Origin of the sequence: Aestuariivirga sp., from assembly GCF_047602625.1 — a bacterium.
Classification (GTDB): Bacteria; Pseudomonadota; Alphaproteobacteria; order Rhizobiales; family Aestuariivirgaceae; genus Aestuariivirga.
Map to the genome: position 1 here is coordinate 2,040,217 of NZ_JASGGV010000002.1, position 20,327 is coordinate 2,060,543.

Here is a 20,327-nt window from a genome sequence, read left to right on the forward strand (position 1 = left end):
CCCTTCGCGGGGGAAGGCGGATTATGCCACTCTGCCTTCTCCCCTCGCGGGAGAAGGTGGCGCGAAGCGCCGGATGAGGGGGCTGCCGGCAGCGAGCGACCCCTCATCCGTCTCGCGCGAACGCGCGATCCACCTTCTCCCGCAAGGGGAGAAGGAAGATGCACGAGGAGACTCCATGGCGATCACCGATGCCGAACTGATTGTGGACCGGAGGCGCATGAAGCGCCGCCTGATGTTCTGGCGCATCGCCGCCGTGCTGATCGCCCTTGCGGGCCTCATCGCCTGGTTCGGGCAGATGGACTTCGACCGCTACCGCGATCACATCGCGCGGATCCGCATCGACGGCACCATCACCGGCGACCAGCCGACGCTCGATCTGCTGTCGCAGCTTGAAAACGCCAAGGCCGTGAAGGCCGTCATCATTCACATCGACAGCCCCGGCGGCACCACGGCGGGATCGGAAGCGATCTATGAGGAAATCCGCGATATCGCCAAGGTGAAGCCGGTCGTCGCGGTGATGGACACCGTGGCGGCCTCGGGCGGCTATATCACGGCAATCGCCGCCGATCACATCGTGGCGCGCGGCAACACCATCACCGGCTCGATCGGCGTGATCTTCGCCTTCCCCGAAATTTCCAAACTGCTCGACACGCTCGGCATCAAGATGGAAGAGGTGAAATCCGCCGAACTGAAAGCCGAGCCGACGCCCTATAAGCCGATGTCGGACAAGGTGCGCGCCGTCACCAATGAAATGATCCAGGACAGTTTTGCCTGGTTCAAGGGGCTGGTGGCCGAGCGCCGCAAGATCGACCCCGCGCAGGTGGATATTCTGGCCGATGGGCGCGTCTATACAGGCCGTCAGGCGGTGGCCAATCATCTCGTCGACGAACTGGGCGGCGAGGAGAAGGCCATTGACTGGCTCAAGACGGAAAAGAAGATCGCCGATGGCACGCCGGTTCTCGACTGGAGCGCCAAATCGAACAGCGAGTCTTCGGGGCTCGGCTTCTCGATCGCCAATGGCGTGATCCGGGCGCTGGGCTTCGAGGGCTTCCGCGAGCGCGCCGAATCGGCGCGGCTTGACGGGCTTCTCGTGCTTTGGCACCCTGATCTCTGATGAAATCGCAGCGGGATTGTTGACGCCATGATCAAGTCCGAGCTCGTGCAGAAGATCGCCGACAAGAACCCCCATCTTTATCACCGCGACCTCGAGAGGATCGTCAACACCATCCTCGACGAGGTGATCAACGCCATGAAGCAGGGCGACCGCGTGGAACTCAGGGGCTTCGGCGCCTTCTCGGTGAAATCGCGCAACGCCCGCATGGGCCGCAACCCGCGCACCGGCTCATCGGTTGAAGTGGTGGCCAAGCGCGTGCCTTTCTTCAAGACCGGCAAGGAACTGCGCGAGCGGCTGAACGGCAAATAGGCAATGACGATCCGCCGTATCTTCAACTGGGTGGTGGGCGTGCCCATAGCACTCGCCGCCATCGCCTTCGCCGTGGCGAACCGCCAGTGGATTTCCGTCTCGCTCGATCCCTTCGCCAAGGACCTGCCGCGCCTCGCCTTGAACATGCCGCTGTGGGGGCTGTTCTTTTGCGGCATTCTGCTTGGCATTTTCGTCGGCTGGTTCGCGGCCTGGCGCGGCAACGGCAAATGGCGGCGCTCCACGCGTGAGGCGCGGATCGAGCTTTATAAAGTGCAGCAGGCCCATGATCATCTGAAGCGCGAGGCCGAAGCCCGCGCCGTGGCGCTCAGGGGAGATACGACTCTATGAAGATTCTTTCGGCTGATGACGTGGCGCGGCTTGCGCCCTACGGCGATATTGTCGAGGCGCTGCGCGAAGGCTTCCGCGCCGACATCAACACGCCTGTGCGCCATCACCATAATATTTCCGAAAGCCTCACCTTCCTGCTGATGCCGGCGTGGTCGAAGCAATGGTCGGGCCTCAAGACGGTGATGTTCAAGCCCGACAATCCCGCGCAGGGGCTTCCCACCATCACCGCGAGCTATCTGCTGTTCGACAATGCCACCGCCAAAACGGTGGCGATGATGGACGGCACGGAAATCACCCGCAGGCGCACCGCGGCGGCGGGAGCCTTGGCGGCTGATTATCTGGCGAGGCCCGATGCATCGCATCTGGTGCTGGTGGGAGCGGGCGCCCTGGGCGGCCATTTCGTGCGCGCCCACAAGGCCGTGCGGCCGATCACCAAAGTCTCGATCTTCACCCGCACGCCCTCGAAGGCCGAGGCGCTGGCCAAGGAACTCAAAGCCGAAGGTTTCGACGCGCAGGCGGTTGACGATCTTGAAGGCGCGGTGCGCTCCGCCGACATCGTCACCTGCGTCACCACCTCGACCACGCCCATCGTCAAAGGCGCGTGGCTCAAACCGGGCGCGCATGTCGACCTCGCCGGGGCCTTCAAGCCGACGATGCGCGAGACCGATGGCGATGTGGTCCAGCGCGCCCGCGTCTATGTCGACACCCGCGACGGGGCGGAGGAAGAGGCGGGCGACCTGCTGCAGGCCCGCGATGAGGGAAAGTTCGATTTCGCCCGCATCCGGGGCGATCTCTTTGAGCTTTGCCGGGGCACGGTGAAGGGCCGCGCGTCGGCGGATGAGATCACCCTGTTCAAGTCCTGCGGCACGGCGATCGAAGACCTTGCCACCGCCATCATGGTGTATCAAAAGGCGGCATGACCGCCAAAAACCCGATCTGCGTTGCCCTCGACACGCCCGACATTGCCCGCGCCGCGTCGCTTGCCCGCGCGCTGAAACCGCATGTGGGCTATCTGAAAGTGGGCATGGAATTCTTCTACGCCCATGGGGCCAAGGGCTATGAGACGGTGGCCGCGGAAGGCCTGCCGATTTTTCTTGATCTCAAGCTGCACGACATTCCCAACACGGTCGGGCAGGCCATGCAGGCGCTGATGCGTCTTACGCCATGCCCGGCCATCGTGAACATCCATGCTTCAGGCGGCGCGGATATGATGAAGGCCGCAGCGGAAGCGGTCGATGGCCGCGCCAGGCTCATTGCCGTGACGCTGCTCACCAGCCTGTCCAAGGCCGATATCGATGCCGTGGGCTTCGACCCGGCGCTGGATACCGCAAGCCATGCGCTGCGATTGGCAAAGCTTACGCAGTCTTGCGGCCTCGATGGCGTGGTGTGCAGCCCGCATGATCTCGCTGGCATCCGGCAGAACCTGCCGCGCGGCTTCCTCACCATCGTGCCGGGCATCAGGCCCGAAGGATCGAATGTGCAGGACCAGAAGCGCATCGCCACGCCGTCTGCGGCGATTGCAGCCGGGGCCGACATTCTGGTCATCGGCCGCGCCATCACCGGGGCTGATGATCCAGCACAGGCGGCAAGCACGATCCGGGCCGGGCTCCATGCCGGTTGAAGTCAAGATCTGCGGCCTCTCGACGCCCGAGACCATGGATGCGGCGCTCGCTGCCGGGGCCAGCTATGTGGGCCTCGTCTTCTATCCCAAGAGCCCGCGCCATGTTTCGCTCGCAACGGCCCGCGCGCTGGCGGAGAGGGCAAGGGGCCGCGCCCGCATCGTGGCGCTGGTTGTCGATGCCGATGATGCGATGCTTCTCAGTATTGCGCGCGAGGTGAAGCCCGATCTGCTTCAGGCTCACGGAAATGAAACGCCGGAACGCATTGCCGCCATCAATAGCCTCACCGGCATTCCCGTGGCGAAAGCCATCCGCGTGAAGGACGCCGCCGATGTTGCGTCTGCTGCGGCGTTCCAGAACGCCGCCGCCTTCATCCTCTATGACGCCAAGGCGCCGGAGACGCTGAAAGGCCTGCTGCCCGGCGGCAATGGCCACGCCTTTGACTGGTCATTGCTGGGCCATGCCGATCCCGGCACCTTCATGCTGGCGGGAGGCCTCACCCCTGCCAATGTGGCGGAGGCGATCCGCGTGACGGGTGCCCCCATGGTGGATGTCTCCTCCGGTGTTGAAGAGGCCCCCGGCGTCAAGGACGTGAGGCTGATCCGGAAATTCATTGAGGCCGCCAAATCCGCCCGCTAGAACACCCCTTGTCCTTCTCCCCTTGCGGGAGAAGGCGGCGCGCAGCGCCGGATGAGGGGGTGAGGCGGTGGTCTGCGAAGCAGATCAATCGCTCCAGTGGAGCGATTGAAACCGCCGAACGCCGTGAGCAGAAGCGAACGGCCGGAATAGTCCGGCCCTGCGCTTGCGCTCCGGGCGTTCGAGGCTCGAAATGGTCCACTGGACCATTTCGCAAGACGCCTCTCACCCCCCTCATCCGTCTCGCGCTGATGCGCGATCCACCTTCCCCCGCGTGGGGGGACGGCGAAAGATGGAAGTTGATATGAACGCAAATCCTCCCAATTCCTTCCGCACCGGGCCGGATGAAAACGGCCTTTTCGGCATCTATGGCGGGCGCTTCGTCGCCGAGACGCTGATGCCGCTGATCCTCGACCTGGAACAGGCCTACAAGGACGCCAAGGCCGATCCGTCCTTCCAGGCCGAGCTCGATTATTTCCTGAAGCATTACGTGGGCCGCCCGAGCCCGCTCTATTACGCCGAGCGCCTGACCGAGCATCTGGGCGGGGCCAAAATCTATTTCAAGCGCGACGAGCTGAACCACACCGGCGCGCACAAGATCAACAATGTGATGGGGCAGATTCTGCTGGCCCGCCGCATGGGCAAGACGCGCATCATCGCCGAAACGGGGGCGGGCCAGCATGGCGTGGCCACCGCCACGGCCTGCGCGCGCTTCGGACTCCCCTGCGTCGTCTATATGGGCGAGGTGGATATCGAGCGGCAGAAGCCCAACGTGTTCCGCATGAAGCTGCTGGGCGCCGAGGTGGTGCCCGCCAAGTCGGGCTCGCGCACGCTGAAGGACGCGCTGAACGAGGCGCTGCGCGACTGGGTGGCCAATGTCGAGGACACCTTCTACTGCATCGGCACCGTGGCGGGTCCGCATCCATACCCTGAGATGGTGCGCGATTTCCAATCCGTCATCGGCAATGAAACCAAGGCCCAGATGCTGGAAGCGGAAGGCCGCCTTCCGGATTCGCTCGTGGCGGCGATCGGCGGCGGCTCCAATGCCATGGGCCTGTTCCATCCCTTCCTCGATGACTCAAGCGTTGAAATCTATGGCGTCGAGGCGGCGGGCCTCGGCCTCAAGACCAAAACGAAACATGCGGCCTCGATCACCGGCGGCAGGCCCGGCGTTCTGCACGGCAACCGCACCTATCTGCTGATGGATGATGACGGGCAGATCATCGAGGGCCATTCGATCTCGGCCGGCCTCGACTATCCCGGCATCGGCCCCGAACATTCATGGCTCAACGACATGAAGCGCGTGAACTATGTTTCCGCCACCGACAAGGAGGCGCTGGCCGCCTTCCAGCTCTGCTGCAAGCTCGAAGGCATCATCCCCGCACTGGAACCCAGCCACGCGCTGGCCCATGTGATGAAGCTCGCGCCAACGAAGCCCAAAGATCATCTGATGGTGATGAACATGTGTGGCAGGGGCGACAAGGACATTTTCACCGTGGCGGATATTCTGGGGGTGGATATCTAGAATAATCTGTCATCCCGGCGAAGGCCGGGATCCCGCTTTGGGCAAAGCTGGACCCCGGCCTTCGCCGGGGTGACGGAAGAGGAAGAAGCGGGTAACGAGAGGAATTGCAGGATAAACACCATGGCGCGCAGCACACTGAAATTTCGCATGAATGCCAATGTCATGAAGCGCATGAAGCGCGCGGCCCGCGAGAGCGGCATGCCCGCCGAGCAACTCGCGGTGCGCGCTGTCGAATGGTATCTTTCGCAAACAGCGATTGAAGCTCAGGTTCTGCCCCACGCTGAAACCACGCCTGTGCCAACAGGCATCAACATTGGAATCACACTTTGACCACCCGCATCGACCGCCGATTTGCCGATCTGAAAGCTGAAGGCCGCGCCGCGCTTGTGACCTTTGTGACGGCGGGCGATCCTGATTTTGAAACCTCGCTGAAGATCATCAAGGGCCTGCCGAAGGCGGGGGCCGATGTGATCGAGTTCGGCATGCCCTTCACCGACCCGATGGCCGATGGCCCGGCCATCCAGGCGGCGGGGCTGCGGGCGCTGGCCTCCGGCCAGACGACGAAGAAGACGCTGAAGCTGGTGAAGGAATTCCGGAAAGACGACAAGGACACGCCTGTGGTGCTGATGGGCTATTACAATCCCATCTATGTCTATGGCGTCGATAAATTTCTCGCCGATGCCAAGGCGGCGGGCGTCGACGGGTTGATCATCGTCGACCTGCCGCCGGAAGAGGATGTCGAGCTGTGCATCCCCGCCATGGCGGCCGGCATCAACTTCATCCGCCTCGCCACGCCGACCACCGACGACAGGCGCGCGCCCGCCGTGTTCAAAAACACAAGCGGCTTCGTCTATTATGTGTCGGTGCTGGGCATCACCGGCACCAAGGCGCCGGACCTGAAAAGCGTGAAGGCCAATGTGAACCGGCTGCGAAAGCACACCGATCTTCCCATTGCCGTGGGCTTCGGCGTCAAATCCGCCGAGCAGGCGCGCGCCATCGCGAAGGACGCCGATGGCGTGGTGGTGGGCTCGGCGCTCGTGAAGGCCGTGGAGGAGAGCCTCACAAAAGCCGGAAAACCCACGGCAAAGACGGCGAAGGCCGTGCATGCGCTGGTGGCTGACATTGCGCGCGGCGTGAGGAGCTAGCCCCATGAACTGGATCACCAATTTCGTCCGGCCCAAAATCCGCTCCATCCTCGGCGTCAAGCGCGAGGTGCCGGAGAACATGTGGGTCAAGGATCCCGATACCGGGCAGATGGTGTTCTACAAGGATCTCGAAGCCAACCAGTTCGTGATCCCGGGATCGGGCTATCACATGCGCATGCCGCCCGACGTGCGGCTGAGCTCCATGTTCGACAATGGCGACTTCGAGAGGATCGCACTGCCGCAGGTGCCCGTCGATCCGCTGAAATTCCGCGACGAGCGGAAATATGCCGACCGGCTGAAGGAAGCAAAGCAGAAGACCGGGGCGGAGGATGCGATTCTTGGCGGTGCCGGCACGCTCGACGGATTGCCCGTGGTGATGGCGGTGCAGGATTTCGCCTTCATGGGCGGTTCTCTCGGCATGGCGGCGGGCGAGGCGATCATCACCGCCATGCGGGCTGCCGTGCAGAAGAAATCGCCCTTTGTGTTTTTCGTATCCTCCGGCGGGGCGCGCATGCAGGAGGGCGTGCTGTCGCTCATGCAACTGCCGCGCACCACCGTGGCGGTGCAGGAGCTGCGCGCCGCAAAACTTCCCTATATCGTGGTGCTGACCAATCCGACGACCGGCGGCGTCACCGCCTCCTACGCCATGCTGGGCGACATCCACATTGCGGAGCCTGGCGCGCTGATCGGTTTTGCCGGCCAGCGGGTGATCGAGCAGACCATCCGCGAAAAGCTGCCGCCCGGTTTCCAGCGCGCCGAATATCTTGAAGAGCATGGCATGGTGGACATGGTGGTGCCGCGCCTTGAGATGCGCGCCACCGTGAGCCGTGTGCTCCGTATGCTGATGAATGCGCCGGAAATGCCGAAGCCCGGCACTGCCCTCGTTCCCGCCGAAGCCTGATCCTCCGCATGGCGCTGAGCGATGCCATTCTGACGCGGCTTCTCGCGCTGCATCCCAAGATCATCGATCTGAGCCTTGATCGCATGGTGCGCATCCTCGCGTGCCTGGGGAACCCGCAAGACAGGCTGCCGCCGGTGATCCATGTGGCGGGCACCAATGGCAAGGGATCGACCGTCACTTACACCCGCGCCATCATGGAGGCGGCGGGCCTGAAGGTGCATGCCTATACCTCTCCGCATCTGGTGAAATTTCACGAGCGCATCCGTGTGGCGGGCGAACTGATTTCCGAGGCCGATCTGACAGCACTTCTTGAGGAATGCGAGAAGGCCAATGGCAGCGAGCCCATCACTTTTTTCGAGATCACCACCGCCGCCGCCTTCCTCGCCTTCAGCCGTACGCCCGCCGATTATCTGGTGCTGGAAGTGGGGCTGGGCGGCAGGCTCGACGCCACCAATGTGATTGGCAAACCGGCGCTCTCAATCATCACCACCATCGACTATGACCATCAGCAATATCTGGGCGATACGCTGGCGCTGATCGCCCATGAGAAGGCGGGGATTTTGAAGCGCGACGTTCCGGCGGTGATCGGCGTTCAGCCCGATGAGGCGCGCGATGAGATCGAGCGCGTGGCGGCGCGGGTGGGATCGCCGCTGTCGATCGCCAATCAGGACTGGCAGAGCTTCGAGCAGCATGGCCGCCTTGTCTTCACCGATGAGAAGGGCCTGCTTGATCTGCCCATGCCGGCACTTCAGGGCCGCCACCAGATCGACAATGCAGGAAATGCCATCGCCGCCATCCGCGCGCTGGCGGATCCGCGGATCACGGAAGCGCATATCGCGCAGGGCCTCAAGAGCGCCACATGGCCCGCCCGCATGCAGCGGCTGGGGCCGGGGGCGCTGTGGGATCTGGTGCCCGCCGACGCCGAGTTGTGGCTCGACGGCGGGCATAATCCCTCCGCCGGACGGGTGCTGGCGCAGGCCTTCTCCGATCTGAACGACCGCCATTCAAGGCCGCTTGTGCTGGTGTGGGGCATGCTCAACACCAAGGACGTGGCCAGCTTCATTTCGGAATTCGCAGGGATCGCCCACCGCGTGGTGACGCTGACCATTCCCGATGAGGAAAACGCGGTATCAGCGGAGAAACTGGCGGAGGCGGCGCGCGCCGAGGGCCTGCCCGCCGAAACCGCCGTGAGCCTCGAAGCGGCGCTGAAACAGGCGAGCCTCACCGTGCCCGCCCCGCGCATCCTGATCTGCGGCTCCCTCTACCTCGCCGGCCGCGTGCTGGCCGCCCACGCGCGGGAGGAGATGACCAAAGTGAGCGGCGCGGGGAGACGGTGATTTATTGTCTTCCCCCTGCGCCAGCGGGGAGAAGAAGGGGACCCATCGCCCTTGCGATGGGGGAGATGAGGGGCACCCGGTCTCTTTGCAAGAACATCCGTTGGCCCCTCTCCTCTCCCCGCTTGCGCGGGGCGAGGACGGGAAGTTACCGCCTCTTCTCGATCGCATCCCAGATGAGCGCCGCGATGTCCTCGCCGCCGAAGCGTTTGACTTCGCGGATGCCGGTGGGGGAGGTGACGTTGATCTCGGTGAGATAATCGCCGATCACGTCGATGCCGACGAAGATGAGGCCGCGCGCCTTGAGGTCGGGCCCCATGGCCTCGCAGATTTCATGCTCGCGCTTGGTGAGCGTGGTGGGCTCGGGCCGGCCGCCAACATGCATGTTGGAGCGGTTCTCGTTCTGGGCCGGCACGCGGTTGATGGCGCCCGCCACCTTGCCGTCGATCAGGATGATGCGCTTGTCGCCTTTCCGCACTTCGGGGAGATAGCGCTGGGCGATGTAGGGCTCGCGGAAGGCCTGGCCGAAAAGTTCGAGCAGCGCCTGGAAATTCTGGTCCTCTTCGCCCAAGCGGAACACGCCCGCGCCGCCATTGCCGTAAAGCGGCTTCAAGATGATGTCGCCATGGGCGCGGCGGAAGGCGGCGAGCTCTGCCGGGTTGCGGGTGATCAGCGTATCCGGCATGAACTGGCCATAGCGGAGGACGAACAGTTTTTCCGGCGCGTTTCTCACCTCCGTGGGATCATTCACCACCAGCGTTTTGGGATGAATGGCATCGAGGAGATGGGTGGCGGTGATGTAGCCCATATCGAAGGGCGGGTCCTGCCGCATCAGCACCACGTCATAAGAGCCGAGATCGACGCGCTTCATCTCGCCCAGCGTGGCGAAATTGCCGGGTTCGTCGCGCACCTGAACATCCTGGCCCGTGGCGTGAAGCGTGCCGCCCGAAAGCGCCAGCGTTTTCGTCTGATAGTAGAACAGCGAATGGCCGCGCCGCTGCGCCTCCAGCATCATGGCGAAGGTCGAATCGCCCTTGATGTTGATGCTTTCGATGGGGTCCATCTGGACGGCAATGTTCAGCGCCATGTCAGGCATCTCCGTAAAAGGCATTCTGGATGTGGGCCGGCCACAGGTAGGGGCTGACGGTGACGATGTCAAAACGGCAGGCCTGTGCGGCGGCGATGGGGTCGCGCGCCATCCACAGCCGCGCGGCGGCGGCGATGCGTTTGGCCTGAAACGGCGTGACCGAGATCATCGCGGCATCGCGCGTGGCGCGCTGCTTCACCTCGATGAAGGCGGTGACATCGCCCTTGCGCATGATGAGATCGATCTCGCCCAGATGCGACTTGAAGCGCCGCGCGACGAGGCGGTAGCCCTTCAGCCTGAGCGCCCAGAGCGCCGCCGTCTCCGCCATGCGCCCGCGCTGCTCGGCCTTTTGCCTATTCGCCATCGGCTTCAGCCTTGGCGGCAAGGATGCGGGCGTAGATGTCTTTTTTTGGAAGGCCGAATCGTTTGGCGATTTCGGCTGCCGCCTTGCTGGCGGGAAGGCTTGCCGAAACTTCTGCAATGGCGGCCTCAAGGTCTTCCGCCGAGGCCTTGCCTTCGCCTTCGGCAGGCGGGCCGATGAGCAGCGTGATCTCGCCCTTGACGGCGGGGCGCGCGGCAAGCGTTGCGGCGACTTCGGACGCCGTGCCGCGCAGGATCTCTTCGTGCAGCTTGGTGAGTTCGCGCGCCACGGCCACGAGACGGCCGGGGAAGGTTTCGGCAATGCTCTGCAATGTCTCGATGATGCGATGCGGGCTTTCGTAGAAGATCAGCGTGGAACGCAGCGAAGAAAGTTCCGCCCACAGCTTCTGCCGTTCGCCCTGCTTTTGCGGCACGAAACCGAAGAAGCCGAAGCGGTCGGTGGGCAGGCCCGCCAGGGCGAGTCCGGCGATTGCCGCCACGGGGCCGGGGCAGCAGGTGACGGCGATGCGGGCGGCCACCGCTTCCGCCACCAGCCTATAGCCCGGATCGTTGACGAGCGGCATCCCCGCATCGCTCACCAGCGCGAAGCGGGCGCCTTCGGAAAGGCGCGCCAGAATGCCCGGCCTGACTTTCGCCGCATTATGCTCGTGATAGGGTTCAAGCTTCGCCCGGATGGCGAAACGCTCGAGCAGCTTTCCGGTGTTGCGTGTATCTTCGCACAGAATCACGTCAGCCGCCGCCAGCGCCTCGAGTGCACGAATTGTAATATCGCCGAGATTGCCGATGGGAGTCCCGACAATGTATAATCCCGGCGCCAGGTTTGGCGGCTCGAACACCGCGGCGCCGATGGCATAGCGGCGCGGGGGTTTTTGCAGAATGTCCGTCATGTCTTTCCGGGAGAAGCAGCAGGTGGTGATGAGCCGGGCGAAAGCCATGCTAGCGCGGCCTGCGCTGAAACGGGAGAGCCAAGTGGCGCTGCTGCTGGCGGCGGCGCTTGCCCTTTCAGGCTGCGGCACCTCTCACATGGGCGACCTGTTCAAGGACCAGCCGCAACCGCAGCAGCCCGCCAAGCCCGCGCCCGATAACGGCGCGCCGGGGCAATAGGCCTCAGCTCACGCTGTTCGGCAGCTCTTCCTCGCGCTTCGCAATGAAATCGCGCAAGCCCTCGGCAATGCCTTCATCGAGCTTCGGCTCTTCGTAATTGGCCAGCATGGCGCGGGCCTTCTCGCGGCCGCGGGTGTCGTGGTCTTTCGAGCCTTCGGCCTGCCATTGCTCGAAGGAATTGAAATCCATGATCGATGGCATGAAGAAGGCCTTGTCGAACTGTTCCAGCGTGTGCTTGGTGCCGAGGAAATGACCGGCCGGACCCACCTCGCGGATGGCCGCCATGGCGTCCTTGAAATCCGCGAAGGGAAGGCCGCCGGCGTAGCGGTACCAGCCGCCCAGTTGCTCGCAATCCGTCATGAACTTGGAATAGCCGCAGGCCAGCCCCGCCTCGAGCCAGCCCGCCACGTGCCAGATGTAATTGGCGCCGGAGAGGATGGCGGCGTGCATGAGCATGTTCGCTTCATAGCCCGCCTGCGCATCATTGATCTTGGAGCCGACGTGGAAGCCCGAGGTGCGCCACGGCAGTTTGTATTTCCGGGCGAGCGCCCCCATCACATACATCATCTGCGCGGCCTCGGGCGTGCCGCCCATGGGGGCGCCCGTCTTCATATCGACCGTCACCATGAACTGGCCGTAGATCTGGGGGCTTCCGGGGCGGATCAGTTGCGTGAAGGCAACGCCCGCCAGCGCCTCGGCATTGACCTGCGCCACGGCCCCCAGTGCCGAAGCTGAAGTCGACGCGCCGCACAGCGCGAAGGGGGCGAGGATCAGCGGCTGGTTATGCCTTGCATAGACTTTCATCGCATCGAGCATCGTCGCATCCCACACCAGCGGCGAATTGCAGTTGGTGATCGAGACGACGACGGTGTTGTTCTTCACATAATCATTGCCGAACACGATGCCCGCCATCTTCATCACGTCCTCGGCGCGTTCCTTCGATGTGACGATGCCCATGAAGGGCTTGTCGGAATGTTTCAGCGCCGAATGGATGATGTGCAAATGCCGCTTGGGCACCGGAATTTCCATCGGCTCGCAGATGATCGAGCTTGAAGAGTGCAGCACCGGCTGCATGTAGGCGAGCTTGTGGAAGTTGTTGAGGTCTTCCAGCGAGCCGTAGCGGCGGTTGCCATCGAGGTCGCGCACATAGGGCGCACCATACATGGGAACGAAAATGGAGTTCTTGCCGCCCACCCTGACGGTGCGCTCGGGGTTGCGCGCGTTGAGCGTGAACTCGGACGGCACCTTGGCGATGAGTGACAGCAAAAGGGCGCGGTCAATGTGGACGCGCGTGCCCTTCACCGTGGCGCCTGCCTGTTTCCACATGGCGATTGCTTCATCGTCGCGGAATTCGCAGCCCACCTCTTCGAGAATCTTGAGCGACTCCTCGTGGATCAGTTCCACGGCTTCGTCGGGCAAGAGCTCATAAACGGGAATATTGCGCACCAGCGTGGGGAAGGAGGTGACGGGCGCGGCGCGGAGCGCCCGGCGAGCATCACGCCCGCCACTCCGGCGGCCGGTGGCGGAAACCTGTTTGGCAAGCTCATTGGTGTCGATCATGGGCGATACTCCGGTTGGCCCATAAAGACCCTGACACGCCAGTGCCGCAACCCGATCCCGGAGCGGGCTTCGCGTGAGGAAAAGTCAAGCAGCCTGATCGAGAAGCCAGGCCTTGAGAATCTCCGCCTCAGCCGAAAGCGTGTGGTCGGCGCTCCATGTCACGTAATAGGCGTGAGGGGCGGGCATCGCTGCATCGGTGACCTGCACCAAAGCCTTTCGTTCGATGAGCGGCTTCACCAGCCGCATCCAGCCCAGCGCCACGCCCTGCCCGTCCTGCGCGGCCTGTAGGGCGATGACATAGCTGTTGAAGCGCCGGACATTGGGCTTCCGCCGCCCGCCGCCGGTCTCGCGCAGGAAATCCGCCCATGTCGTCCACGTCCAGTCCATGCCTTCCACCGAAAGCAGCGGCAGTTCGGTGAGGTCGCGGCTGTTTGCAACGGGGTGGCGTTTGGCGAAGCCGGGGCTCGCCACCGCCACGATCCGGTCATCGAAGAGCTTGCGGGAAAATTCGTTGGGCCAGGTGCCATCGCCATAGCGCACGCGCAGCTCGATCCCGGCGGGGAGAATATCCTGCGCGCGGTCGGAGATGATGTGGTCGATGATGATGTCCTGATGCGCGTTCCAGAACGTGCCGAGGCGCGGCATCAGCCAGAGCTGCGCGAAGGCCATGGTGGTGCCGAGCGACACGGTGCGCGCCGCGCCCTGCGTGCGCACCGTCTGGAGCGCGGAGGAAATGCGCTCGAAATTCTCGCGCAGCGCCCGGTAGATCGTCTCGCCCTCGGGCGTCAATTGCAGCGCCCGGTGCAGGCGGATGAACAGCGGCCGCGCGATTTCGTCCTCGAGGCTTTTCACCTGCTTGGAGACAGCACCCGGCGTGACATTGAGTTCGCTCGCCGCGCGCGTGAGGCTCAGGTGCCGTGCGGCGGCTTCAAAGGCGGCGAGGGCATTCAGGGAGGGAAGATTGTAATGGCGGCGCACCATGGCGCCGCCATCCTATCAAACGCCAGACAGTTGAGGAATACTCAAGCAGCCACGGCGAGATCGGGCATGGCCCGGCCCGACGCCATGACGAGGCCTTCCGCCCCATCAAGCGCGTGTGGCTCAAGCTCAAGCCCGAGGAAGCGGGCGCGCTCCACGGGGCCCGGCAGGTGCAGGTCTTGCGTCACCGCGGTGCTGAAGCCGAAGCGCTGGTAATAGGGCGCGTCACCCACCAGCAGCACGGCGCCATGGCCCTCGTTCTTCGCCGCCTGAAGCGCATGACGCATCAGGGCGCCACCGATGCCCTTGCCGCGCAGCTTCTGGTCCACCGCGATGGGGCCGAGCAGCAGGGCAGGTCCCGCCGATCCGGCGATGACGTTCCACAGCCTGACCGTGCCGACGAGGCGGCCCTTCGCATCGACAGCCGTGAAGGCCAGGCCTTCGGCGGCGAGACGGCCTTCGCGCAGCCGCTCGGAGGTCTTGCGGCGGCGGGTTTTTCCGAACGCCCGGTCAAGCAGCGCCTCGCGCTGCGGCTGATCCTGGGCAAGCTCATGACGAATGGTGACCATTGTGGCCTCCACAAGTGACAAGGTGATGGATGGGTGAGCGGCTTAGATGACGTAGGCGGCGAGCGGCGAGAAACCGTTGAACGCCACCGACGCATAGGTGGTGGTGTAGGCGCCCGTGGCCTCGATCAGCACCTCATCGCCGACGGTGAGCGTCACCGGCAGGTCATAAGGCGTCTTCTCGTAAAGCACGTCCGCCGAGTCGCAGGTGGGGCCGGCGACCACGCAGGGGCTCTTGGCGTCGCCGTCCTTGGCCGTGACGATGGGATAGCGGATGGCTTCGTCCATCGTTTCGGCGAGGCCGCCGAACTTGCCGATGTCGAGATAGACCCAGCGGTTGTTGTCGTTGGCGTGCTTCTTCGACACCAGAACCACTTCGGCCTTGATGACGCCCGCATTGCCCACCATGCCGCGGCCCGGCTCGATGATGGTCTCGGGAATGGCATTGCCGAAATGCCTGGTCAGCGCCTCATGGATGGCATTGGCATAGGTGCCGGTGCCCGGAACGGCTTTCAGATATTTGGTCGGGAAGCCGCCGCCGAGGTTGACCATCGACAGCGTGACGCCGTGCTTCTGCATCGCATCGAAGATCGCCTTGGCTTCGGCAAGCGCCGAATCCCAAGCTTCGAGCCGCGTCTGCTGCGAGCCGACATGGAAGGAAATGCCATAGGCCTTGAGGCCCAGCGCATGGGCGCGGAGCAGCACGTCCACGGCCATCGAGGGCTCGCAGCCGAACTTGCGCGACAAGGGCCATTCAGCACCAACGCCATCGGTGAGGATGCGGCAGAACACCTGCGAACCCGGAGCAGCGCGGGACACCTTTTCCACCTCTTCCACGCAATCCACCGCATAGAGCTTGACGCCGCGCGCGAAGGCGGCGGCAATGTCACGCTCTTTCTTGATGGTGTTGCCGAAGGAGATGCGGTCCGGCGTGGCGCCAGCGGCCAGCGCCATGTCCACTTCCGCCACCGAGGCGGTGTCGAAGCACGAGCCCATCGAGGCCAGCATCTTGAGAATCTCGGGCGCCGGATTGGCCTTCACCGCGTAGAAAATGCGGGTGTCCGGCATCGCGTGCCGGAAGGCACGGAAGTTGTCGGCGATCACTTCGAGGTCGACGACGAGGCAGGGGCCTTCGGGGCGTCGGTCGCGCAGGAAGTCGAGAATGCGGGCGGTGGCGGCCATGGGTGTTCTCCCAGAATCAGACGGTAAGCGTTGCCGGTGTCGGTGCGATGACGGCCAGCCCCGCGATGGAGACGAGGGGGCCGTTTGCGTCCTGACGTGTTCGCCTTGGCTTGATCGGGAGACCCGGTCGCACATGGGGCAATGATAGTGGTGCCTCTCAGTAACCCCGGCCTTTGGAGGAGCCGGTTGAGACCAAAAAGCCCGCACCGTCGTTGCTTTGGGGAAATCCTTGAGGCACGTGCGACTTTGGGCCCGCGCGATATGATGGATTCGTGTGTCGCAATCAAGGAGAAATGCGGCCGCGCGCAAAAAATTTTATGACGCGGCGTTAATGCTTTCTTTGCGCGATGGTGCCTGCCCGCTCAGGCGACGGTCTGGACGGGGAGCGCGAAGGCCTCGATGGGGCCGGAGGAGGAGATCGCCTCGTCGAGATCGCGGAGCGCCATGCCGATGGTGCCCTTGACGATCATGTCGGTGGCGATGGGCACCACGTCGATCGAGACGTTGCGGCGCAGTTCCTCCACCACGCCATCGGCAATCGCCGCGCGCATCGCCTGCTCCATGAGGCCGATGGCCCGCGTCCCAGGCCCTGAGAGCACGATGCGCGCCGGGCTGAGCATGGCGATGACACGGGCGATGCCGAAGCCCAGCGCCTCTCCCGCCCGGGCAAAGGCCTCAAGCGCCGCCTGGTCGCCCGCCGCCGCGCGCTCCTCGATCTCCGCCATTTCCTGATCGGCAATGGCGGAGAGCGGCGGTTCTTCCGTGCGCCCAAGCCCCGCCGCGCGGGCGATGGCATAGTCGGCGGCATACGCCTCGACGCAGCCGCGCCGCCCGCAACGGCAGAGAAGCCCGTGCGGCACATGGTTCATGTGGCCGAACTCCGCCGCCGCCCCCGTCTCGCCGTGATAGACCTGTCCGTTGATGATGAGGGCGCCGCCCACGCCATAGCCGGTGAAGACGACGCAGGTGGTGCCTGCCGCCGCCCGGTCCTGCGCGGCCAGCGCCTCGGCGATCATGTTGGCGTCATTGGCGACGGTGCAGCGGATGCCGAGGCGCTCGCTGACCGGCCCGGCGACGGGAATGTTCCGTGCACGGAAGGCCGGGCTCCACACCACGGTTCCGGCCTGCGTGTTGGCGACGCCCTGCACCGCCACGCCGATCCGCACCACGCTGCGCCGCTTCAGCATCGCCTTGCCAAGGAATTGCGCGATCTCCTCCGCCACCGACTGGCCGAACAGGCCGGGGTCTGCTTCGTAGGTCGAGATATGGAGAAGCTGGCGGCGCAGGATGGCGCCGCGGAAATCCGCCAGCACCAGCTCGACGCCGTCAATGGAAAGCTTCACCGCCAGCACATGCGCGGCCTGCGGCGCGAGGTGAAGCCTCGTCATCGGGCGGCCCCGGCGCTGCCGCTGCTCGGCTTCAAGTGATTCTTCCAGTGCTTCCAGCAGGCCCTGCTCGATCAGCTGGCCCGAGATCGCCGTGATGGTGGCGGGCGACAGGCCGGTGCGCTGGCCAAGCTCGACACGGGCCAGCGGGCCTGCATGGCGCAGCATGTCGAGAACCACGCGGCGGTTTTGCCGCCGCACCAGTTCGCTGTCCGCTTTTTCGCCGATTACACTTCGCGTTCGCAGCATGTAAGTTGCGTTGCACAAACGATTTTTCTTTTCTTATGTTGACTCACGCGGCCAGTTGCCGCAACATTTTTTTGGACGCCGAAATAAAAACCATTCACGTCTAGGGCTCAGGAGACCGCGCGCATCACACCGTCTGCTTGTTGCAGTGGGTGATTCAGGGAGGCGTCCCGCGGGATCGGCAGGCCTTCGAGGGAGGACCCAAGATGAATCGCAAACTTTTCGCCGTGGTGGCGGGCGCCCTGATGCTCGGCGTATCGTCGGTTTCGGCCATGGCGGCCGGCAAGACCATCGCCGTCTCGTGGAAGACCTTCCAGGAAGAACGCTGGAAGACCGACGAAGCTGCCATCAAGGCCGTCGTCGAGGCCGCCGGTGACAAATATGTCTCGACCGACGCGCAAGGCTCCGCCGCCAAGCAGGCCTCCGACATCGAGAGCCTGATCTCCCAGAAGGTCGACGTCATCCTCGTCGTCGCCTATGACTCGGACGCCATCCTGCCCTCCTTCAAGGCCGCCGCCGACGCGGGCGTGAAGATGATCTCCTATGACGTGCTGGTGGAAGATCCGAACGCGCTCTATGTGACCTTCGACAACGTGGGCGTGGGCCGCCTGATGGCCAAGGAAGTGATGAAGGCGAAGCCCGAGGGCAACTATGCCTTCATCAAGGGCGACAAGGGCGATCCCAACGCCACCTTCCTGTTCCAGGGCGTGCTGGAAGTGCTGAAGGACGCCATGGACGCGGGCAAGATCAAGAATGTCTGCGAAACCTTCACCGATGGCTGGAAGCCGGACAATGCCCAGAAGAACATGGAGCAGTGCCTTACCTCCACCGGCAACAAGGTGGATGCGGTCGTCTCCGAAAACGACGGCATGGCGACCGGTGTTGTCGCGGCGCTCTCGGCGCAGGGCATGGCGGGTTCCGTGCCGGTGTCCGGCCAGGACGGCGACAAGGCGGCGCTGAACCGCGTGGCGCTCGGCACCCAGACGGTGTCGATCTGGAAGGACAGCCGCGTGCTCGGCAAGGCCGCCGCCGAAGCCGCCGTGGCGATCGCCGACGGCAAGGACCCGACGACGCTCTCCGGCATCAGCAAGTTCAACAAGGGCGCCAAGGGTGTGGAAGTGAACGCCATCCTGCTGACCCCCGACGCGATCACCAAGGACAACCTGAACGACGTGATCGACGCCGGCTGGGTGACCAAGGATGAAGTCTGCGCCGGCGTCGCCGCCGGATCGGTCAAGGCCTGCAACTGATCGCCTTGCCAAGCCTGATGGTTTGAAACATCATCGGCGCGTCATTCCGCAAGGAGTGGCGCGCCTTTTTCATGAAGCGCCGCGGTGAACGCGGCCGGGGCAATCTGAGGGGAGGCCGATCATGACGATGCAGAATCCGGTGACATCTGGCCCAGGCCTCAGCGATGAAGGTGTGGTGAAGCGTTTCCTGCGCGCCACCGAGATCGATACGCGCATGCTCGGCATGATCGCCGCGCTGGCGGTGATCTGGATCGGTTTCGACATCATCAGCGGGCAATTGCGGCCGGGCGCCGGGATTTTCGGCGGCTCGTTTCTGACCGCGCGAAATCTCTGGGTGCTGCTGGTGCAAACCTCCGTCATCGCCGTGATGTGCACCGGCATGGTTCTGGTGATCGTCATGCGCCAGATCGACCTCTCCATCGGCTCGATGATGAATATCGTCGCCATCTCCGCCGGTGTCCTTCAGGTCTACAAGCTGACGGCCCTGCTGGGCGTCGGTCATCCGGCGATCTGGATTATCGCCGTTCTGGCGTCGATCCTCATCGGCGCGGCCATTGGCTGCTTCAACGGGCTTCTCATCGCCTATGGGCAGGTTCCGTCCTTCATCGTCACGCTGGGCGGGCTGATTGCCTATCGCGGCATCGGCTTTCTCATCGCCTCGGGCGTCACCGTCGCGCCCATGGACAAGACCTTCGCGCTGATCGGCGGCAACAATCCGGCGGCGGCCCTGGGGCCGTTCTGGAGCTGGGCCTTGGGCTTTGCCGTCTGCGTGGCGATCGTGCTGGCGATCATCCATCAGCGGCGGCAGCGCATCCGCTTCAAGTTCCCGCTGCGCCCGATCTGGGCGGAATGCGTGGTGGCGGGCGTGGGCGCGCTGGTGGCGCTGGGCGCCACCGCCGTGGTCAATTCCTATCTCTGGCCCGCCAAGGTGGCGGAGCGTTATGCCGTGGCCAACAACATTCCCATTCCCGAAGGCGTCGAGAACCGCGACGGCTCGGCCATCTGCATGGCAGGCGGCAAGGTGGTGAATTGCGTCGAGGGCCTGAGCTACCAGACCGGCTATCCCATTCCGGTGCTGATCACCCTGGCCATCGGCCTGCTGATGACCTTCATCGCCACGCGCACGCGCTTTGGCCGCTATGTCTATGCGACGGGCGGCAACCCGGAAGCCGCCGAACTGGCGGGCATCAACACCAAGTGGCTCACCGTCAAGGTGTTCACGCTGATGGGGGCGCTGGTGGGCGTCGCCTCGGTCATCGCCTCGGCCCGCCTCGACGCCGCGACGACGGCGCTCGGCACGCTGAATGAACTCTATGTGATCGCCGCCGCGGTGATCGGCGGCACCTCGCTGGCGGGCGGCATCGGCACCATCTATGGCGCCATGGTGGGTGCCTTGGTGATGCAGTCGCTGCAATCGGGCATGGCGCTGCTCAATCTCGACTCGGCCTATACCGATGTCGTGGTGGGCTCGGTGCTGGTGGTGGCGGTGTTCGTCGACCAGCTCTATCGCCGCCGCGTGAAGTAAGGGAGAACCGCAATGGCAAAGAAATCAGCCGGACCTTCTCCTGTCAAAGGCGCTGCCATGGTGAAGAAGGCCGTGGCGCGCGCCAAGGCCGTCGCCGACGAGCCGCTGCCCCCCGCCGCCGACACGCGCGGC

The 20,327-nt window shown here is 64.2% G+C and carries 22 protein-coding genes; 14 read left to right on the forward strand and 8 right to left on the reverse strand.

The window, feature by feature from the left end:
* Positions 1-175 precede the first annotated feature (175 nt).
* The 11 genes from sppA to QM694_RS15135 all read left to right on the forward strand — a co-directional run bounded on the left by sppA (position 176) and on the right by QM694_RS15135 (position 8,934).
* On the forward strand, positions 176-1,114 hold the full coding sequence (gene sppA, locus QM694_RS15085) for a signal peptide peptidase SppA (RefSeq protein WP_415007744.1): 939 nt from the start codon (positions 176-178) through the stop codon (positions 1,112-1,114).
* 27 nt (positions 1,115-1,141) lie between these two features.
* On the forward strand, positions 1,142-1,423 hold the full coding sequence (locus QM694_RS15090; protein ID WP_415007745.1) for an integration host factor subunit beta: 282 nt from the start codon (positions 1,142-1,144) through the stop codon (positions 1,421-1,423).
* 3 nt (positions 1,424-1,426) lie between these two features.
* Positions 1,427-1,771: a DUF1049 domain-containing protein gene (locus QM694_RS15095; protein ID WP_415007746.1), complete on the forward strand. Its 345-nt coding sequence runs from the start codon at positions 1,427-1,429 to the stop codon at positions 1,769-1,771.
* Entirely contained in the window at positions 1,768-2,691 is a 924-nt protein-coding gene (locus QM694_RS15100; RefSeq protein ID WP_415007747.1) for an ornithine cyclodeaminase family protein, read from the forward strand. The genes QM694_RS15095 and QM694_RS15100 overlap by 4 nt, the downstream gene beginning before the upstream one ends.
* On the forward strand, positions 2,688-3,392 hold the full coding sequence (gene pyrF, locus QM694_RS15105) for an orotidine-5'-phosphate decarboxylase (RefSeq protein ID WP_415007748.1): 705 nt from the start codon (positions 2,688-2,690) through the stop codon (positions 3,390-3,392). Before QM694_RS15100 ends, pyrF begins: the two co-directional genes overlap by 4 nt.
* Positions 3,382-4,029: a phosphoribosylanthranilate isomerase gene (locus QM694_RS15110; RefSeq protein ID WP_415007749.1), complete on the forward strand. Its 648-nt coding sequence runs from the start codon at positions 3,382-3,384 to the stop codon at positions 4,027-4,029. The genes pyrF and QM694_RS15110 overlap by 11 nt, the downstream gene beginning before the upstream one ends.
* Before the next feature lie 301 nt (positions 4,030-4,330).
* Positions 4,331-5,551: a tryptophan synthase subunit beta gene (trpB, locus tag QM694_RS15115; protein WP_415007750.1), complete on the forward strand. Its 1,221-nt coding sequence runs from the start codon at positions 4,331-4,333 to the stop codon at positions 5,549-5,551.
* Between the two features lie 120 nt (positions 5,552-5,671).
* Complete coding sequence (locus QM694_RS15120) at positions 5,672-5,881, forward strand: hypothetical protein (RefSeq protein ID WP_415007751.1); 210 nt, start codon at positions 5,672-5,674, stop codon at positions 5,879-5,881.
* Positions 5,878-6,696 carry a tryptophan synthase subunit alpha gene (gene trpA / locus QM694_RS15125; RefSeq protein WP_415007752.1) on the forward strand — a complete coding sequence of 273 codons (819 nt, stop codon included), beginning with the start codon at positions 5,878-5,880 and terminating at the stop codon, positions 6,694-6,696. The genes QM694_RS15120 and trpA overlap by 4 nt, the downstream gene beginning before the upstream one ends.
* Positions 6,697-6,700: 4 nt before the next feature.
* Positions 6,701-7,597: an acetyl-CoA carboxylase, carboxyltransferase subunit beta gene (accD, locus tag QM694_RS15130; protein ID WP_415007753.1), complete on the forward strand. Its 897-nt coding sequence runs from the start codon at positions 6,701-6,703 to the stop codon at positions 7,595-7,597.
* A gap of 8 nt (positions 7,598-7,605) precedes the next feature.
* Positions 7,606-8,934 (forward strand): bifunctional folylpolyglutamate synthase/dihydrofolate synthase, encoded by a 1,329-nt coding sequence (locus tag QM694_RS15135; RefSeq protein ID WP_415007754.1) that lies wholly within the window; start codon positions 7,606-7,608, stop codon positions 8,932-8,934.
* A gap of 145 nt (positions 8,935-9,079) precedes the next feature.
* Here the strand turns inward: QM694_RS15135 and gshB are convergent, their stop codons facing one another.
* The 3 genes from gshB to rsmI are packed head-to-tail and all read right to left on the reverse strand — an operon-like array spanning position 9,080 to position 11,286.
* Positions 9,080-10,018 (reverse strand): glutathione synthase, encoded by a 939-nt coding sequence (gshB, locus tag QM694_RS15140; RefSeq protein ID WP_415007755.1) that lies wholly within the window; start codon positions 10,016-10,018, stop codon positions 9,080-9,082.
* A gap of 1 nt (position 10,019) precedes the next feature.
* Positions 10,020-10,382 carry a YraN family protein gene (locus QM694_RS15145; RefSeq protein WP_415007756.1) on the reverse strand — a complete coding sequence of 121 codons (363 nt, stop codon included), beginning with the start codon at positions 10,380-10,382 and terminating at the stop codon, positions 10,020-10,022.
* Positions 10,372-11,286, reverse strand: coding sequence for a 16S rRNA (cytidine(1402)-2'-O)-methyltransferase (rsmI, locus tag QM694_RS15150; RefSeq protein ID WP_415007757.1), 915 nt, complete (start codon positions 11,284-11,286; stop codon positions 10,372-10,374). The genes QM694_RS15145 and rsmI overlap by 11 nt, the downstream gene beginning before the upstream one ends.
* On the opposite strand from rsmI, the gene QM694_RS15155 reads away from it, so the two are divergent.
* Complete coding sequence (locus QM694_RS15155) at positions 11,276-11,503, forward strand: hypothetical protein (protein WP_415007758.1); 228 nt, start codon at positions 11,276-11,278, stop codon at positions 11,501-11,503. The two genes, rsmI and QM694_RS15155, sit on opposite strands and share 11 nt — an antisense overlap.
* Before the next feature lie 3 nt (positions 11,504-11,506).
* On the opposite strand, the gene QM694_RS15160 is transcribed toward QM694_RS15155, so the two are convergent.
* From QM694_RS15160 to QM694_RS15180, 5 genes are all read right to left on the reverse strand, one after another.
* Positions 11,507-13,063, reverse strand: coding sequence for a trimethylamine methyltransferase family protein (locus QM694_RS15160; protein WP_415007759.1), 1,557 nt, complete (start codon positions 13,061-13,063; stop codon positions 11,507-11,509).
* A gap of 84 nt (positions 13,064-13,147) precedes the next feature.
* Complete coding sequence (locus QM694_RS15165; protein WP_415007760.1) at positions 13,148-14,044, reverse strand: LysR substrate-binding domain-containing protein; 897 nt, start codon at positions 14,042-14,044, stop codon at positions 13,148-13,150.
* Between the two features lie 41 nt (positions 14,045-14,085).
* Entirely contained in the window at positions 14,086-14,610 is a 525-nt protein-coding gene (locus tag QM694_RS15170; RefSeq protein ID WP_415007761.1) for a GNAT family N-acetyltransferase, read from the reverse strand.
* 42 nt (positions 14,611-14,652) lie between these two features.
* Complete coding sequence (locus QM694_RS15175) at positions 14,653-15,789, reverse strand: type III PLP-dependent enzyme (protein ID WP_415007762.1); 1,137 nt, start codon at positions 15,787-15,789, stop codon at positions 14,653-14,655.
* A gap of 362 nt (positions 15,790-16,151) precedes the next feature.
* Positions 16,152-17,423, reverse strand: coding sequence for an ROK family protein (locus QM694_RS15180; protein ID WP_415007763.1), 1,272 nt, complete (start codon positions 17,421-17,423; stop codon positions 16,152-16,154).
* A 203-nt stretch (positions 17,424-17,626) separates the two neighbouring features.
* On the opposite strand from QM694_RS15180, the gene QM694_RS15185 reads away from it, so the two are divergent.
* Both QM694_RS15185 and QM694_RS15190 read left to right on the forward strand, forming a co-directional pair.
* Complete coding sequence (locus QM694_RS15185) at positions 17,627-18,670, forward strand: substrate-binding domain-containing protein (RefSeq protein WP_415007764.1); 1,044 nt, start codon at positions 17,627-17,629, stop codon at positions 18,668-18,670.
* Between the two features lie 121 nt (positions 18,671-18,791).
* A complete protein-coding gene (locus QM694_RS15190; RefSeq protein WP_415007765.1) occupies positions 18,792-20,195 on the forward strand; it encodes a sugar ABC transporter permease in 1,404 nt (467 codons plus the stop codon).
* Positions 20,196-20,327 lie beyond the last annotated feature (132 nt).